The sequence below is a fragment of the Flavobacterium sp. TMP13 genome, assembly GCF_050847115.1.
Lineage (GTDB): Bacteria > Bacteroidota > Bacteroidia > Flavobacteriales > Flavobacteriaceae > Flavobacterium.
Window position 1 is genome coordinate 1,717,159 of the sequence record NZ_CP193656.1, and the last position, 16,973, is coordinate 1,734,131.

At 36.9% G+C, this 16,973-nt stretch carries 12 protein-coding genes; 7 read left to right on the forward strand and 5 right to left on the reverse strand.

Features of this window, described 5'->3' with window-relative positions; genetic code table 11:
• The first annotated feature begins 127 nt into the window (after positions 1–127).
• The 3 genes from ACRASX_RS07520 to ACRASX_RS07530 all read left to right on the forward strand — a co-directional run bounded on the left by ACRASX_RS07520 (position 128) and on the right by ACRASX_RS07530 (position 4,272).
• A complete protein-coding gene (locus ACRASX_RS07520; protein WP_432222948.1) occupies positions 128–1,072 on the forward strand; it encodes an MraY family glycosyltransferase in 945 nt (314 codons plus the stop codon).
• 16 nt (positions 1,073–1,088) lie between these two features.
• Positions 1,089–2,216 (forward strand): DegT/DnrJ/EryC1/StrS family aminotransferase, encoded by a 1,128-nt coding sequence (locus ACRASX_RS07525; RefSeq protein ID WP_432222949.1) that lies wholly within the window; start codon positions 1,089–1,091, stop codon positions 2,214–2,216.
• 208 nt (positions 2,217–2,424) lie between these two features.
• Positions 2,425–4,272, forward strand: a complete 1,848-nt coding sequence (locus tag ACRASX_RS07530; RefSeq protein ID WP_231739715.1) for a polysaccharide biosynthesis protein — start codon at positions 2,425–2,427, stop codon at positions 4,270–4,272.
• Positions 4,273–4,476: 204 nt separating this feature from the next.
• Here ACRASX_RS07530 and ACRASX_RS07535 read toward each other — a convergent pair whose 3' ends face one another.
• Positions 4,477–4,788: a hypothetical protein gene (locus ACRASX_RS07535; RefSeq protein WP_432222950.1), complete on the reverse strand. Its 312-nt coding sequence runs from the start codon at positions 4,786–4,788 to the stop codon at positions 4,477–4,479.
• Positions 4,789–5,169: 381 nt separating this feature from the next.
• Positions 5,170–5,352, reverse strand: a complete 183-nt coding sequence (locus ACRASX_RS07540; RefSeq protein WP_432222951.1) for a hypothetical protein — start codon at positions 5,350–5,352, stop codon at positions 5,170–5,172.
• A 223-nt stretch (positions 5,353–5,575) separates the two neighbouring features.
• Here ACRASX_RS07540 and ACRASX_RS07545 point away from each other — a divergent pair, with 223 nt between their 5' ends.
• From ACRASX_RS07545 to ACRASX_RS07560, 4 genes are all read left to right on the forward strand, one after another.
• Positions 5,576–5,959, forward strand: a complete 384-nt coding sequence (locus tag ACRASX_RS07545) for a hypothetical protein (RefSeq protein ID WP_432222952.1) — start codon at positions 5,576–5,578, stop codon at positions 5,957–5,959.
• An 89-nt stretch (positions 5,960–6,048) separates the two neighbouring features.
• Entirely contained in the window at positions 6,049–6,936 is an 888-nt protein-coding gene (locus tag ACRASX_RS07550) for a helix-turn-helix domain-containing protein (RefSeq protein WP_432222953.1), read from the forward strand.
• 613 nt (positions 6,937–7,549) lie between these two features.
• Positions 7,550–9,076 (forward strand): MauE/DoxX family redox-associated membrane protein, encoded by a 1,527-nt coding sequence (locus tag ACRASX_RS07555; protein ID WP_432222954.1) that lies wholly within the window; start codon positions 7,550–7,552, stop codon positions 9,074–9,076.
• Positions 9,077–9,164: 88 nt separating this feature from the next.
• Positions 9,165–9,446 (forward strand): hypothetical protein, encoded by a 282-nt coding sequence (locus ACRASX_RS07560; RefSeq protein WP_066313376.1) that lies wholly within the window; start codon positions 9,165–9,167, stop codon positions 9,444–9,446.
• 68 nt (positions 9,447–9,514) lie between these two features.
• Here the strand turns inward: ACRASX_RS07560 and ACRASX_RS07565 are convergent, their stop codons facing one another.
• From ACRASX_RS07565 to ACRASX_RS07575, 3 genes are all read right to left on the reverse strand, one after another.
• Complete coding sequence (locus tag ACRASX_RS07565) at positions 9,515–12,169, reverse strand: prolyl oligopeptidase family serine peptidase (RefSeq protein WP_432222955.1); 2,655 nt, start codon at positions 12,167–12,169, stop codon at positions 9,515–9,517.
• Positions 12,156–13,475: a RagB/SusD family nutrient uptake outer membrane protein gene (locus ACRASX_RS07570; protein ID WP_432222956.1), complete on the reverse strand. Its 1,320-nt coding sequence runs from the start codon at positions 13,473–13,475 to the stop codon at positions 12,156–12,158. Before ACRASX_RS07570 ends, ACRASX_RS07565 begins: the two co-directional genes overlap by 14 nt.
• Before the next feature lie 111 nt (positions 13,476–13,586).
• Positions 13,587–16,619 (reverse strand): SusC/RagA family TonB-linked outer membrane protein, encoded by a 3,033-nt coding sequence (locus ACRASX_RS07575; RefSeq protein WP_432222957.1) that lies wholly within the window; start codon positions 16,617–16,619, stop codon positions 13,587–13,589.
• Between the last annotated feature and the right edge of the window lie 354 nt (positions 16,620–16,973).

The following is a 16,973-nucleotide window of genomic DNA, read 5'->3' on the forward strand; positions in this document are numbered from 1 at the left end:
GCATTGCTAGTTCGCGGCTTACAAGGCTTCTATCTCGAACAATCCAAGTTTTAGATCTCATTTATAGTTCAAAATTCAATTTTTACAAAGTTCACGGTTGATAATTCAAACAATTTATAATTTTAAAATGCAGTATTTTTTTTTATTCTTTCTTTTTCTGGGTATTGAGTTGCTTTACTTTAGACTTGCAGATCACTATAATATAATAGACAAGCCTAATAGTCGTTCTTCTCATACTTCTATTACTTTGAGAGGGGGCGGAATTATCTTTCCAATTGCCATGATAGTCGCCTGTTTTATGGGATATTGTTCGTGGTATTTTGCGCTGGCAGTTGTACTGGTTGGTGCTGTTAGCTTTATAGATGATATTAAACCCATTTCTCAATTGCCCCGTTTTGCCTTTCATTGTATTGCTATTTTATTAGTTATTTACGATTTAGACTTGTTTCATGAACCTATTTGGTTGTTGGTTTTGCTTTTTATTTTGGTGATTGGATGGGTGAATGCTTTTAATTTTATGGATGGAATTAACGGTATTACTGTTTTATATGCTTTAGTGGCTATTGGCTCTTTTGCTTGCTTACCGATTAATTTTGTTCATTTATCGTTACTTTCTACTATGGCTATTGCAGCTGCGGTTTTTGGAATCTTTAATGTTCGAAAAAAAGCAAAAACTTTTGCTGGAGACGTGGGTAGCATTAGTATGGCCGTTTTTCTGGGCTATTTTATGATTTTTACTATTTTAGAAACAGGTCAATTTGGGTACATTTTGTTTTTTGCAGTATACGGAATTGATGCTGTGGTGACTATTTTTACTCGTTTACTTAAGAAAGAAAATATTTTTGAAGCGCATCGCTCTCATTTGTATCAATATTTAGCCAATGAGATGCAATTTTCTCATTTACAAGTTGCCTTTTTATATGCTTTTTTACAAATTATTATAAACCTACTTTTAATATTTTTAGATAAAAACGATATGCTAACCTTCTTAGTTAGCTTAGGAATTTTAGTCGTTCTAAGTTTTGCTTATTTGTTTATGAGAAGAGCAGTGGTGAAGAAAATTGCTATTTAATGAATTTTTTTAAAGGGTGAAAAATTCAAAAATTTGGTTGTCTGTTCCACACATGGGCGGTGCCGAGCAAATCTTTATTAAAGATGCATTTGAGTCCAACTGGATTACGAGCGGTGGAGAAAATGTGGATGCATTTGAAGAATCTTTAGAAAATTATCTAGGCGGTTATCATATCGCAGCTGTAAATTCGGGCACTTCGGCTTTGCATCTCGCTTTAATTTTACTAGGAGTAGCAAAGGACGATCTCGTTTTATGTCAGACCTTGACTTTTACTGCATCTGCCAATCCAATTTTGTATTTAGGTGCTGAGCCTATTTTTATTGATAGTGAAACAGTCACTTGGAACATGTGTCCTATAGCATTAGAAGAAGCAATTATAGAAAATATTAGTAAAGGGCAGAAGCCAAAATGCATTATTATAGTCACTTTATATGGAATGCCTTTTCAGGTAGAAAAAATTCAGGCCATTTCAAATAAATATAATATTCCAATTCTTGAAGACAGTGCTGAGGCGCTTGGAAGTCGTTATAACGGCAAACTCTGCGGTACTTTTGGCGAAATTGGGATATTTTCTTTTAATGGTAGCAAAATCATTACCACTTCAGCAGGAGGTGCCTTAGTATGCAAAAGCTTAGAAATAAAGCAAAAAGCAATTTTTCTATCCACACAAGCTAAGGACGCAGCTCCCCATTACCAGCACAGCGCGTTGGGCTATAATTACCGAATGAGTAATATTTGTGCTGCAATTGGTCGCGGACAAATGCAAATTTTAGAAGAGCATCTGCTATTGAGAAAGTCTATTCACGAATTTTATAGTACACTTTTTCAATCCTATGATAACATCCAATTATTTGAAAATCCGGATGACAATTATGATTCGAACTTCTGGCTGAATGCCGTTATTTTTTCATCTTATGCAGCGCGAGAGAATTTCAGACTGGCGCTAGAACAAGATAATATCGAAACTAGACCTTTGTGGAAACCACTTCATTTACAACCATTATATCAAAAATATCAGTATTACGGAAAGCAAGTTGCTGAAAATCTTTTTAATACAGGATTGTGTTTACCTTCAAGTTCTAATATGACCGCTTTAGAATCTGAACGAATAGCAACGATTTTTGAGACGATTTTAAAATCATAAATTATTATGGTATGTAGAAAAAATCTTTATTAAATGTTTAAATTTGTGGAGATTGTTTCTTGTTTTTAAACAAATAAAAAGACAACAATCTAAAATATTTAGAAATAAAATTATCCTTACTACTTTGACTGAAAAACCATTTTCCAGAAAAAATTTGAAATTTGAGATTCATAATCTTGGTTATTTGCCACGTTGGATTATTGTTATCATGGACGTTCTGGTACTGTTGTTCTCTTTTACTTTTACTTTTTTGCTTTTCAAAGGTATGGGGCTGAAGTACCTCATTGCACCACATAATTTTTTGCTAGTAATGTGCTTGCTAGGAGTAAATGTATTTTTTTTCTGGTTGTTTCGTACCTACTCTGGAATTATAAGACATTCGTCTTATATTGATGCAGTAAAATTGTTTTTTTCTCAGCTGTCTGTGCTAATCTTTTTTCTTTTTTTTAATACCGCCTATGATCTTTATATCGGAAGCAAAGTATTTTTAAACACCGCACTGTTTATTAATATTGTACTCTCTTTTTGTGGTTTGTTTTTGTACCGTGTGGTCGTTAAACAAACTTTTGAACTGTATTTTTCAGAGAATAGTTCAAGTAAATTAATTCGCGCTGTAATTTACGGAACAGATGCCAACGCCATATCTGTAGCCAATGCATTGAAATTTGAAACTCCTTCACGATTTAAGATTGTTGGTTTCGTAGATAAAAATAGTCAAAACGCGTCCAAGCGTATGTTGGATTTGCCTATTTTAATTCAGAAGAAGCGATTGCCAGCACTTATGCGTTCTGTAGCTGCGGAAGGGGTAATTATTGCTGACAAAAGCTTAACTAAAGAAGAGCGATTGATTATTGTGGATCACTGTTTAGAATTTAATTACAGAGTGTACACTGTTCCTTTGATTACTGACTGGGAAAATCAAAAGGAGATTTCTAGAAAGGTAAAAAACATACAGATTGAGGATTTATTAGAACGCAAACCAATAGTTTTAGACGGTAAATCAATTTCCAAACAATTGAAAGATAAAACCGTTTTAATTACTGGTGCGGCAGGGTCTATCGGTAGCGAGATTGTGAGACAAGTTCTGACCTTTAATCCTAAAAAGATCATTATTTTAGATCAGGCGGAAACTCCTTTACACTCTTTATGTATTGAAATTGATAAATTTGAGAATGATGTCAAAATTGTTCCAGCTATTGTAGATGTCCGCAACAAAAAGGCATTAGAGCGTATTTTTGAGCAATATAAACCTCAGGTTGTTTTTCATGCTGCGGCGTATAAGCATGTTCCATTGATGGAAGAAAATCCGTCGCAAGCGGTGATCACTAATGTAGAAGGAACCAAAAATCTAGCCGATTTATCGTGTGTTTATAATGTTAAGAAATTCGTGATGGTCTCCACAGATAAAGCGGTAAATCCGAGTAATGTAATGGGCGCCAGTAAACGTATCGCTGAAAAATACGTACAATCACTGTCACTTAAAAATAAAGAGAGCGAAGCTTTTTCTACGAAATTTATTACTACCCGTTTTGGAAATGTACTGGGCTCCAATGGTTCTGTTGTGCCTTTATTTACACAGCAAATTGAAAACGGAGGACCGTTAACGATAACTCATCCCGATATTATTCGATATTTTATGACTATTCCCGAAGCTTGTCAATTGGTTTTAGAAGCGGGTGCAATGGGTAAAGGGGGTGAAATTTATATCTTTGATATGGGTAAGCCTGTTAAGATTATTGACTTGGCTAAGAAAATGATTAAACTCGCTGGATTTATTCCTGATAAAGATATTATGATTAAAATTGTAGGCTTGCGACCAGGTGAAAAACTGTACGAGGAGTTGCTCAATGATAATTCGAAAACTTTACCGACGTATCATAATAAAATTATGATTGCACAAGAATTATTGGAAGAATATGAGAATTTACATGCAGATATTAGCGAATTGATTTTAACTGCCAATAGTTTTGCGAATGATGCGATTGTTAGTAAAATGAAACATATTGTTCCTGAGTTTAAGAGTATGAATTCTGCTTTTGAAGTATTAGACAATTAAAAATACTATGTAAAGTATTTTAAAAAAGGCCTCCTAGTGAGGCCTTTTTTTTGTTTAGTTTTGAATGAGAAGTGATTGGTGAATTGTAAGTAGTAAACAGTAAATAGTGCGTTGTGATTAGTGAATACTGAGGGATGAGTAGTAATAGCGTCGTGTCCCTGGGGAGCAGTTCATAAATGTGTTATTGCAAATTGTAGTTGCTAGTCATGGAATCATTGTTTCCTCTTCGGAAAAATTGAATAGCAAAACGGAACTTCCTTTGAATGGATTGAAAGTGGGTTCGTACTTTATGTAGCCCTTGTCGTTGAGTTCGCGCATGCATTTGTGGTACGTAGCTCGAGAACCTATTTTACTCACGAGCATGATTTCTTCTCGCGTTATGGTAATGGGATTTTGAAATCGATTGATGTTCCAGTACTGAAAGAGGCTGAAGTATAAGCTGATGTGGGTGGGCTTCATGGTTCGGTCTTCTGTGAAGCGATCAAATAAACGCGAAAGGTGCTTGTTGGGTTGCATTTTTTAGTAGGGTTTGAGGTTAGATTTGGAGTGAGTAGTGAGTAGTGGGTTGTGAATAGTGAGTTGTGAGTTGTGAGTTGTGAGTTGTGGGTTGTTAATAGTGAGTTGTGAGTTGTGAGAAGTGAGAAGTGAGTTTGGGTTTTGAGAAGTGAGTAGTGGGTTGTGAATAGTGGGTTGTGAATAGTGAGTAGTGAGTAGTGAGTAGTGGGTTTGGGTTTTGAGTAGTGAGTATTGGGTTGTGAATAGTGAGTAGTGACTTTGGGTTTTGAGTAGTGAGTAGTGGGTTTGGGTTGCTATTTGAGTCGGAGCTAGCAGGGGCTCTTCTTTTTATTAATTTCATTGGCTTTGAGGGCACGGATTGCAAATCCGCGCTAACTAATTTCAAATACGAGCTACCTGATAACCTGTTGTTCCAAAATGAAACCTTATTTTTTCTTTTACCGTACTTGTTCTTCGATCTAAATTTGCATCTTCTGCATAAAGTTGTACTACTCCCTCTTTTTTCGCAGCTGCGACTACTTCGTTCACTGTGTCCATAAAATTATTGTGCTTTATTTTTGCCATTTTCTTCTTGATTTTAGTTTGTTTGTTTGTAATTTCTCTATAAAAGTGTACAAAATAAATGAAAGAATTTTCATCCGATAGCGTACTATTCCCAAAATGACAACTAAGATTCCTGTATTGACAAGTTATTGTGTGATTTGCAACATATACTGCCGAATGCACAATTTAATTTGAAGTAATTATCGTTAATTTTGTTAATTAACACTATTTGAATGAGCAGGTTATGACAGAGTCACCCGATTGTTACGAGAATCAATATGCACGCTTTTGGATTGCTGACGGTATTCTTTTTTTTGTATACAAAGAAAATGTTTGTATCGATCGAGCAGCCGCTCAACAAATCGTTTCGGATCGAATTCATTTTCAAAATGAAAAAAGCTATCCGATTTTATGCGACATTCGAACCATTAGTTGTGCTGACAAAGTAGGTAGAGATTATCTGGCACAGTCTGGTTCTGTATTTACCAAGGCAGTGGCCCTACTGACGAATCAACAAGTTTCACTGACGATTAGCAGTTTTTATCTTGAAATTAGTAAACCTGCGGTGCCCACGCAAGTTTTCATCGTACAACAAGAGGCGATTGCCTTTCTCCAGAACTATGTTTAGTTTCTAATCACTATTATAGCAGACAAGATCGTATGGATAAACTTCACAATCAACAAAGACTTCAAGCGGTACGCCTCATGTTATTTGAGATGGCAAAAGGTAATTTTAACATCCGTATTCCTTCCAGTGCTCTCGATGACGAGCTAGAAGCATTGGTTGTGCTTCTTAACATGGTATCCGAAGAGATGAATGAAGCTATTTTTCAATGGGGATATGTCAACACCCACAAATCACATCATTTTAGTACGCAGTTTAGCTTAGTCTTAGATTCTAATTTATGCATCACCAATTTAACTACTGCTGCTGTTGCACTATTGGGTTATGGAAGCAGCGAATTAGTGAACAAGCCTTTATCCGTTTTTTTAACTGCCGAATCGATCGAAAAAGTAAGAGCTGCGCATCAATTGCTCCATCCTAGCAGTTGCAATCAAACCCATGCCACCCTTCACTTTGTGACCAAAGACAACCTTTTTTTACTGGTAAATTGTACGTTACTCTCTCTTTGTCACGATTCGGCTATCCTCTTGAATGGTGTGAATTCACTACCCGAAACAGCGGTATTCGATCTTTTAGTAACCGATCAAGAGCCTGAAAATGCAAAGCAAATCAAGTCCCGACAATTAGATGCTGTACTCCTACAGCGACTCTACGACTATATACTGCATCATCTGGACGAACCGTTGCCTCCCTTGAAAGCTCTTTCTAAATTATTTTCGACCAATGAATACAAATTGAAAGATGGTTTTAGGTATTTTTTCAACACGAGTATTTACCAATTTTACAATGAAGAACGTTTGAAACGATCGCATCTGATGGTCACAGAATCCAGCATTCCTTTGAAAAACATTGCTTATCTGAATGGCTTTAGTGATTATTCTAATTTTTCTAAGTCTTTTAAAAAGCGTTTTGGGTATTCGCCTAATGAACTGAAAAGGAGTAAACCTGTTCGTTATCTGCCTTTGAGGGGCAGTTGTTAATTGTTAATTATTAAATGGTAATTATTAATTATTAAATGGTAATTATTAATTATTAAATATTAATTGTTAAGTATTAAGTAGTACGTGGTAATTATTAATTGTTAAGTAGTCGTGGTAATTATTAATTGTTAAATATTAATTGTTAAATAGTAAGTAGTAAGTATTCAGTGGTAATTATTAATTGTTAATTATTAAATATTAGTTAGTAAGTATTAAGTATTAAGTAGTGCGTGGTAAGTAGTACGTGTTAAGTGGCAATTATTAATTGTTAATTTTTAAATATTAGTTAGTAGGTATTAAGTAGTGCGTGGTAAGTAGTGCGTGGTAATTATTAAGTAGGAACTAATACGTAGTACGGGGTCAGTTTGGAGTACTGAATCTTTGATGGTGGTTGGTGAGTTTTGAATTGTGGCTATTTGTTGTTTAGTGCTTTGTGAAAAAAATATTTTTCGGGCATGAATTGTAAAACGGAGCTATTACGTTTTATACCTTTTACTCAAACTACTATTCATTGTGGAATTTCTCCGCTTTAGCCAAGTTCTATTCCAGATTTTACAAGTGGAATTGTTTTGAAATTCAGAAATTTACTTCATTGAAACTAAACAATGAAGTCATGAGCGTACATGCCAAAATACGAAATTTATTTATTGAGGGAATTTGTCTCCTTTTCGTTTTACTTTTTGTTTATGCTGCCGTAAGCAAACTGCTAGACTTTGAAAATTTTAAGGTTCAGCTGGGGCAGTCGCCTTTATTGAGCAGTTTTGCGGAGTATGTATCTTGGGGAGTTCCAGTACTAGAACTCTCCATAGTTGTCCTTTTGATTGTGCCAAAATTTCGTTTTGCAGGATTGTTCGCAGCCTTTAGTTTGATGGTGATGTTTACAACTTATATCATTATTATTTTGAATTACAGTTCTTTCGTACCTTGTTCTTGTGGGGGCATACTGGAGAAAATGAGTTGGAAAGAGCATCTTATTTTTAATTTCTGTTTTCTTCTTCTAGCTGTAGTGGGCATGTTACTGTTTAAATGGAATCAACAGAATGCTTTCTGCTCTTTCAATTCAAAATTGGAAGTAGGTGTCTTTTGTACTTCTACTTTTTGTAGTATTTCATTAGTTGTAGTGCTGTTCCTGCTTTCGGAAAATAATATGCACTATCGTAATGATTTTATAAGACGCTTTCCACATTTTCCCGCAGTGAAAGCAAAAGTAGCAAACCTTCCATTCAATTCTTTTTATATCGCGGGGATTGCTGACGATAAACTTTACTTGGGTAGTACAAGTGCGCAATTGTTACTGACCGTACTGGACTCTAATTTGCAAAAAAAAGAAGAATATCATATCGAATTGGACCACAAAGAGCTTCCTTTTAGGGCGCTCACTGTACAAGTAGATTCTCCTTATTTTTATGTTTCAGACGGAACTGTTCCCTGTGTGTTTAAAGGAAAAATAGGTGATTGGAAAGCTCATCTAGTAAATACTGGCAACGCGTATTTTACGCTTTCCGTACCTATAGATTCTACAGCACTGATTGTACGTGCTCTGCAACGAGGCACTGCCAAAAGTATAATCGGCAGGATGAATCTTCTAGAGAATTCGGAAACGTTGTTCAATTCTCAAATTTTGGAAGAACAAATTGACGGACTTTTTGATACCGATGGCCATCTTGTATACAGTAAAAAGATGAAACGGTTTATTTATCTCTATGCGTATCGCAATCAATTTACTGTTGTAGACCGTAATCTTATGATAGACTTTAGAGGGAAAACTATAGACAGCATAGGTCATGCTAAGCTCGAGGTAGTTACTATCCCTAGCCATGGTGTAAGAAAATTGCGGAAGCCGGCATTAGTTGTAAACAAAGCTTGTGCGGTTTTTGATAATCTGTTGTTTGTTAACTCAGAAATAATGGGACGTTACGAAAGTATTAAAATGTGGAAGAGTGCAAGTATTATAGATCTATATAATCTTTCAGACAATAGTTACTTGCTTAGTTTCTACCTCTACGACGAAGAAGGAAAGAAAATGAAAAGTTTTGCAGTACAAAATAATCAGTTGTATGCTTTAATAGGAAATCAGATTGTACGTTATACTATGGGAGCGGCGATTACAGCTCATTATAGTACAACTACTAAAAAGTAAATTACATTAAAATCTATTGGCCAAGTAGCAGGAATTTGATCGAAAACCTGTAAAAAAGAGTAGATCATAATTTATAAATAGAATTATTATGAGAACTAAAATCTTTGATTTAGCAGCTCCGATTGCAGTACTTGCATTTGGATTTTTAGGTGCACTTCAGGCTGATGCAACGAGCAAGGCTGAAAGTAAAACGGCACCTGAGTGGGGTTATAAACATGTCAATGCTCCTCAGAATTGTGAGCGGGTTCAGATGTGCGACAATACGGGAAATTTTATTTGTACGTCAGACATTGATGGATCTACTCTTTATGAATTAGATGCAGAGAATCCAACCTCTTGTCCAAATGTGCTTAAAAGAAGTGTCCAATAATAAAAAGATGAGTTGTAGAATGCCGTTTGGAATTTTCCAAACGGCATTTTTAAACTATGACTACCATTTTATGGATTATTTGCATCCATCCATTTTTTTCTTTTTTCGCTTTTAAGATAATACCCAAACCATTCACTGATACGTTCAGTTAAATCTTTTTGATTATGTTCGTTCACTACTGCGTGATCTTCATTGGGGTAAATTAATAGTAGATGCTTTTTTTTAAGTGTTCTTAATGCCAGATAAAATTCAATACTTTGGTGATAACTAATCGTACGATCTTTTTGACCGGACCAAGCTAGTAAAGGAGTTGTGATCTGTTCCGCATTCAATATCGGAGAATTCCTGATATAGCTAGACATGTCTTCAAAGAATGACTTTCCAATACGCAATTGATGCTCCTCAAACCTCCAAAATTCTGGTTTTAAATAGCTTTCTCCGATGGAAAAATAAGTGCTCACCAAGTCGGTCCATGCTGCTCCCGAAACTGCTGCAGCGAATTTATTAGTTTTTGTGAGAATAAAATCAGTTTCATAACCTCCGAAGGAATGCCCAATTAAGCCAATTCTCAATGAATCTACCAGTCCTCTGTTTATGATTTCGTTAGTTGCTGCGATTGTGCAAATTTTAGCTGACTCTCCAGGATCTCCAAATTTATAATTGATATCCGGTAACAAAACGAAATATCCTTGTGTTGTAAAATTAGTTATGTTAAATCCTCCTTGCTCATAAACAGAGGGGTTTACGTAATCGTTTACATAGTGTGATTGGCGCTCATAAATTTGTACTATCATAGGATACTTTTGTTCTTTTTTATATTTTGCTGGGTAATAGAGCGCAGCTCTTATTATTTCGCCATTTACCTCATAATTTACTAGCTCGGATTTACCCCAATTAAAGTTTTTTTGTTGCGGATTACTTTTCACTAGCACTTTTGGTTTTACCATACTGTTGGCTTGAAAAACGAGTGTGGGGGCTTGTTCATAGGTTTGCTCCATGTAAACAAAAGCTTCACTTTTAGCCGTTTTCATGAAATGAGATCTTTTCCCGTTGAGGGGTACTACGACTTTTTCTCCTATTTTCCGCTTCCATACGTAATAGCCAACCGTTTCTGTGCGTTTATCATAGGCTTCCAACAGTAGTTTCTCTTGGCTGCAAAAGCTACGCGTATTAAAGTCAAGTAAGCTTTCGGCAAATTGTTTTTCGGGACTTAGCGGGACGACTCTAAAGCGCAAGTGCTTTTCTCTACCGTGGGTCAATCGACTAGCTGAGGTTCCGTCGGGGGTTATTTCCCAGATGTCAAATTGGTCGTATACATACACCGTTTTATCATTTTCCGTCCAACCGATGTTACCGTACATTTGAGCTTCTCCAGGGGTGTTGTTGTCTTCTCTAAAAAAGTTCACCCCTATGTTGCGGGTAATATTGGTATGAGTGCCATTGCTTATTTTATAGATCCACCAATCCCCATTTTTAGTATAAGAAATAAATTTGCCATTTGGAGACATCAGTACGGTCAGGATGTTACCGGAATGTTTTTCGAGAAGTATTTTTTGGCTTCCATTCGAAAGATCCGTAATATAAATGTCTCGGTCGCTGTTAAATTTAGCTTGAGGCTCGTATGCTAAAGGGTCAAAAGTAAGTGCATATTTGTAATTTCCATTGAGCATCGCTGAGGGCCGTTCTTTTGTTGTTATCTGCAACATGCAATTATCCTTTGGCCACCATACCGCAAGCTTGTCTCTCAAGGGTGTGAACCCGTTCTTTTTTTTATTGCTGTACAGTTGTTTGTCTTCTGTGTTCCATATTTGCACGGATGTTTCATCACTATTACTATCATTATTTTTTTCCTTTATCAAGAAGAATACGCGCCGGCCATCTTTGGATAGTGTGAGCGATCCGTAGGAATCAGAAATTCTACTATCGGCAGGAAAATCGTCATGCTCTTCAGGATCGTAACGAAATAATCTTTTAGTAGTGTTGTTGAAGCAGAATAACTTGGTACTAGTTTTGCCTTTTTGGGTAAATGCAATTGTATTTTCGCGAAAGACAAGGTTTTGGAAATCTACTTCGTTATCCACTACTATAGATTCTTTACTTAATTGTTTTCCAAACTTAATTAGTTCCACGTTATATTGCCCATTACGATCATTACAATAGACAATAGAATTACCTGAGCTATCGCTTTTCCAACTACTAATATTTGGAATTATCTCAACGACTTTTTCTTGCATGTCTTTAATAATTAATTGCTTCCTACCATCACGATCGTTCAAAAAAGTAAGTAGAAATTTACCATTTGAGTTAAAAAAGAAACTAGCTACATTTGGAGTGTACCTTGTCGTACCGCTTACTAAATTTTTTAGTACAAGCGTGTCCTTTACTAGGCATGCAAACCACTGTTCCTGATTAAATACACCGTTGCTACCGTTTGGGAAAACATACTTTTTATCGCCTTCTGTCTTTTGCACAAACAGCGTGTCTTGGTGTAATTTGTATTGTAGCGCATAGCTTACCCATTTTCCTTTGTCTGAAATTTTTTTAGGCCAAAGTTTACTCCACTGCGAATAGTCATCAGTAGACAGTTGTTTCTTTTCTTTAATTTGTGCCATGAGAGGGACAGCTTGTATTACAAAATAATAAATTGCTGCCCATAAAAAAAACAAAACAACTTTATGTAAACGATTGGGCTTTTTACGATACGGAAGTTTAATATCCTGCATTTTGAGGAGAGAGATTGTCGTTTAACAAAAGTTCAGATTCAGGTATCGGAAAAAGTCTGTCTGTCGAATTCCATCCTGTTTTTAGTGTTGTTAGAACTGGATCAAGCATTCCTGTTCTTTTGAGATCAAAGAATCGATGTCCATACTCCGTAAAAAACTCTAGTTTCCTTTCCATCCAAACCGCCTTGATGATTTCAGAAGCGGTGTAGGCTGAAGTGTCAGCTAGTCCTGCCGTATGTCTAATCCTGTTCAGGTCTTCTTTTGCTCCAATTAGATTGCCTTGGTGTGCTCGTGCTTCTGCTCGGATTAGATATTGCTCTGCAAGTCGAAACATAATGGAATATTCTTTAGAGATTCCTGTGTTTTTTGTAGCTTTATATTTGGAGGCGTGGTACCATACTTCGGCACCCTTTGTAACAGCAGTTAGCCAGTACATTTTTCGTAAATCGTTTGAGGAGAACGCTGCGTGTAGTGCAGGATTAATTGCTGATGCAGGAGGAGGGCCTTTTATAAAGCTGAAGACTGTAGCCTCTATGGTGTTGCCGCCTTGAAGTTCAGGCATTAGTTGCCAAATTGTTGTAGTAGCGTCTTTAAGAAATATATTGTTTAAGTCGTCTTCTGGCTGGTAAAGTGCTGTTTGATTAATGACTGTTGATGCAGCCTGCTCTGCTTTATCCCATTCCTCTGCGTACAAATGAACTCTTGCCAAAAATGCTTGTACCGTCCATTTGTTCGGTCTTGTCCTGTCTGAAGTCAGATATTTTTCAGGCAGTAATGACTTTGCATCAATTAAATCTGCGTTGATGTGGTTGCGAATTTCATTTTCGGACATGCGTTTTACTAGTCGATTCTGCTTATAATCTGTAGTTAGGATGTAGGGGATGTCTCCAAAAATATTAAGTAGATGGAAATGTACCAATGCCCGCACAAATAGCGCTTCTCCTTTTAATTCTTTTTTGTCCAGTTCTGTAAGTGCAGTGCTCTTATTGACTCCTTCCAAAACCGAATTCGCAGCATAAATTTGATTGTAGCTGCTGTTCCATAACTCTGCTACTTGATAATCCGATGACAGAATTGAATTGTTGTAAAAGTTTAGCTCTCCGCCGAATGCTGTAAGTTCGTCTGCGTATAATCCAAGTTGATTGGACAGTCCTGACGGATTTCCTGTAAATAGACCCTTGTTGCGGATTTTTGCATAAATGTCTATCATTGCAGCAGTTGCAGTAGCTTTGTCATTAAAAACTGATTGCGCTGGAAGTTGCGAAACGGGCAGGTCAACTTGTATGAAACTATCGCAGCTTAGCATACTATTTGAAATAATTGCAAAAAACAATACCGTAGTTAATGAAGTATTTTTATAGTTTATAAAACAGCGTAGTTGTAAGATGTTGTATTTTTTCATTTTATACGTTTTTAGTTAAAAGATAAGTTGTAAGCTGCTGGTGTAAATGCGAAGCGGAGGTAAGAATCCAGCCGTTTTAAATTCGGGGTCCGCTCCTTTGTAAGAAGTAATGGTTAGCATATTTTGGCCTTGGATACTCACTTTACATTTTATGTTTTTGGTCCATCTGTGTGGCAGGTCAAATGAAAGTGAGATATTCTTCAGCCTGATGTACGAGGCATCACTAATTCCAGCATTGCTTTGGGCATGTCTTGTATTTGCTACTTGTACGTTATACTTATTGCCACTGCTGTAGATCTGAAATGGTTCGGAGTCACCGGCGCTCTGCCAGTGTGCAATAGCTGCGGTAGGCTGGTTAATCATTAATCCTGGCATTGGCGCACTGAATGTTTGATTAAAGTTCAGTTGCTTGACAAACTGGAAAAGGAAATCGAGCTGTACAGGGCCATATTGCAATTGATTTTGTAAGCCTCCATAAAATTTAGGATTAAGATCTACACTATATTTTTTATCTGCGCCTGCAGAGATTATTTGGTCGCCGTTCACATCTTCGAACTGATATATGCCGCTTTGAGTGTCTAAGCCCAAGTATTTGTACACTTTAGTGCTATTTAGCGGTTTTCCTATTTCAAATTGGTATTTGTATGTTGAGCCTTCGAGATCTGGAAATGAAATAAGTTTGTTGCGTGGTTGGGTGAAATTGAGATTTGTAGTCCAATTGATTTTGGACGTTTTTATGTTGATCGTACGAAGACTAATTTCTAGGCCTGTATTTTCTACCGTAGCATTTAGGTTCGCCTGTACTTCGCTGAAACCTGTAGTTCCTGGTAATGGATTGCCAACCAACTGGTTAGAAGAGCGGTTTTTGTACCATCCGACAGTGCTAAAAATTCGATCGTTTAAAACACCTATTTCGAGTGCTACTTCTATTTTTTTATTGGTTTCCCATGCAAAATCAGGGTTGAATAGCCTGGTGGGAGCTAGTCCATTAATTCCTTGATAGTGACTTCCTGAGATGCTATAGGTGTCCAGGTACTGGTAGTCTCCGATTTGATCATTGCCCGTAGTACCATAACTTGTTCGTAGTTTTCCAAAACTCAAAAAAGGGAGGTTCTCTTTTATGATTTTTTCGTTTCCAAAAAGCCATGCCATACCTGCTGCGCCAAAAACAGCAAATTGTTTTCCTGGGCCAAAACGACTGGATCCATCTCTTCGGCCGGTAAGATTGATAATGTAGCGGTCTTTCCAGTTTACATTTATCCTTCCGAAAAAGGCTTGGTATTTATATACTGATTGGTTACTGTTTCTGAGTTTATACTGGTAGGCTGCTGCTGGATCATTAATCAAACTATTGCTTGCGAATCCATATCCTGAGTTTACAATCTGGTTGCTGTTTTGTTGTTGAAAGGTGGCTCCTGTAAGAATGTTGATTTTTAAATTGGTGTGTTCATAGTTGTACACTAGTTGCGGTTCAATTATCCAAGACTGCCTATTTGTTCTGTTTTTAAAAATTGACGAAGCTTCGCTACCAATTCCGTAACTCGGGTTGTACCTTGTGGAAGGTAATGTTTGTGTTTCTTCATGACGGAGGTCGTTGAATCCAAAATTAGATTTGATTGCTAGTCCTTTCAGTAGGTCGTACGACACTATTGAATTGGCTAGTAAGTCGTAAGTGTTGCTGTCGAATTTCCCAGAAAGAAGGGCCAGGGGGTTGTTGAACGTATTGTTCTCCCAATTTATTTTTCCATTTATATCATACAGAGCAGGAGCATTAGGTGGCAGTTTTATAGCCTCACGTGTAAAATCGACAGAAGGAAGGAGATTATCTTGTATTGAATAACTCGTTGTAGTATTTATCTTGAATTTTTTACTGTCTGATTGATGGTTGACATTCAAGTGAAAATTACCTTTATTGTACTTAAAATTACCAGGAAATACAGTAGTTTCTTTGCTGTAATTGCCACTAAGTATAAACTGTGTCTGAGCCGAGCCTCCCGATAAAGAAGTTTGAAGGTTTGTAAACATTGCGGTCCCCCCTGTTAATTCTTTTTGCCAATCGGTATCTCTATTTTGGCTCCAGTTTCCATTAATATCATAAGCAGCTTCGGGATAATTGGTAATTCCGTCATTTTTGTAAGCTTCTCTTCTCATTTGTAAGTACTGAGAAGTGTTCATGAGTTTAAGGAAGCGAGTAACTTGTCCAACACCGTTTGAATAGTTTGCTGTGAAATTCGTTTTGCCTTCCTTCCCTCTTTTAGTTGTAATGAGTACCACACCGTTTGCTCCTCGGGAGCCGTAAATAGCTGTAGCATCAGCATCTTTTAGTATCTCTATGCTTTGTATGTCGGCTGGATTGAGACTGTTTAGTGGGCTAGTTGATTGGGGAGTAGTACTTGATGTGAAGGAACTTCCGATTGGTTCAGAAGCGTAGGGTGCACCGTCAATAATATATAAAGGTGAATTTCCATCGAGCCTCAAGCTATTTCGGCCTCTTATTTGGATGTCAAATCCTCCGCCAGGCACACCTGTAGTTTGCGTAATATTTACCCCCGCCATTCGGCCTTGCATAGTAGCCAGAACATTAGTTACGGGTTGCGTTTCAATGTCTTTGGACGTAATTCTGGCAATGCTTCCGGTTCGTTCGCTTTCTTTAACGCTGTAGTAGCCTGCATTTATTTTTACTTCTTGCAACGAGGTAGCCTCTTCCTGTAGTTTTACGTTTATGACTTTTTGTGCATTAATGGGTATTTCCTGTGTTTTATAACCCATGAAGTAAAAGATCAGAATGTCTGTAGGACTGGCATCAATCGTATATTGGCCGTTGTAATCTGAATTGGTAGTCGTGTTTTTTCCTTTTACCATGATGCTGACTCCTGCCATGGGGGCCAGATTATCGGTAATTGTGCCGCTTACGATTATCGTTTGCTGTTGTATTGCAAGAGTCGATTTATGATTGTTGGACTTACTAGGGGCGGAGTATAGGCAGATTGTTGTTATGAGCGCATACTGGATTGCCCTTAACGCCTTGATTACTGAATTATTTTTCATAATTTTGGTTATTGGTTAAATGGAACGAGCGTTTTATTTGACTTTGACCCTCTGCTTTGTTTGCCGACAGGAATAGAGGGTCTTTTTTATGTTTTGCCGTATCGAGATACGTCGTGTAGTTAGTGTTTTTTATTGCGTCATAGGCGAGCGTTTTTGTTTGTTGTTATTTGTAAAATAACCTGCACCTTTTTGTACTAAATTCAAATTAAAGTCAAGGAGTAGTTCTGTTTATAATCCTTTTGGTGCAGGTATTTTTTAGTTATTTTAGGGCATCGATTTGCTTGACTCCCTAAGTTTTTTTAATTCTAGGAGTTAAAAATGTAGCCGGTTTGCTAGGGTGACCGAACTAATTAG

Excerpts from the sequence above, each read along its gene's own strand:
- ACRASX_RS07565 (WP_432222955.1), bottom strand. The coding sequence starts at position 12,169 with ATGCAGGATATTAAACTTCCGTATCGTAAAAAGCCCAATCGTTTACAT.
- ACRASX_RS07555 (WP_432222954.1), top strand. The coding sequence starts at position 7,550 with ATGAGCGTACATGCCAAAATACGAAATTTATTTATTGAGGGAATTTGT.
- ACRASX_RS07570 (WP_432222956.1), bottom strand. The coding sequence starts at position 13,475 with ATGCTAAGCTGCGATAGTTTCATACAAGTTGACCTGCCCGTTTCGCAA.
- ACRASX_RS07540 (WP_432222951.1), bottom strand. The coding sequence starts at position 5,352 with ATGGCAAAAATAAAGCACAATAATTTTATGGACACAGTGAACGAAGTA.
- ACRASX_RS07545 (WP_432222952.1), top strand. The coding sequence starts at position 5,576 with ATGACAGAGTCACCCGATTGTTACGAGAATCAATATGCACGCTTTTGG.
- ACRASX_RS07520 (WP_432222948.1), top strand. The coding sequence starts at position 128 with ATGCAGTATTTTTTTTTATTCTTTCTTTTTCTGGGTATTGAGTTGCTT.
- ACRASX_RS07535 (WP_432222950.1), bottom strand. The coding sequence starts at position 4,788 with ATGCAACCCAACAAGCACCTTTCGCGTTTATTTGATCGCTTCACAGAA.
- ACRASX_RS07575 (WP_432222957.1), bottom strand. The coding sequence starts at position 16,619 with ATGAAAAATAATTCAGTAATCAAGGCGTTAAGGGCAATCCAGTATGCG.
- ACRASX_RS07550 (WP_432222953.1), top strand. The coding sequence starts at position 6,049 with ATGGCAAAAGGTAATTTTAACATCCGTATTCCTTCCAGTGCTCTCGAT.
- ACRASX_RS07530 (WP_231739715.1), top strand. The coding sequence starts at position 2,425 with ATGGACGTTCTGGTACTGTTGTTCTCTTTTACTTTTACTTTTTTGCTT.
- ACRASX_RS07560 (WP_066313376.1), top strand. The coding sequence starts at position 9,165 with ATGAGAACTAAAATCTTTGATTTAGCAGCTCCGATTGCAGTACTTGCA.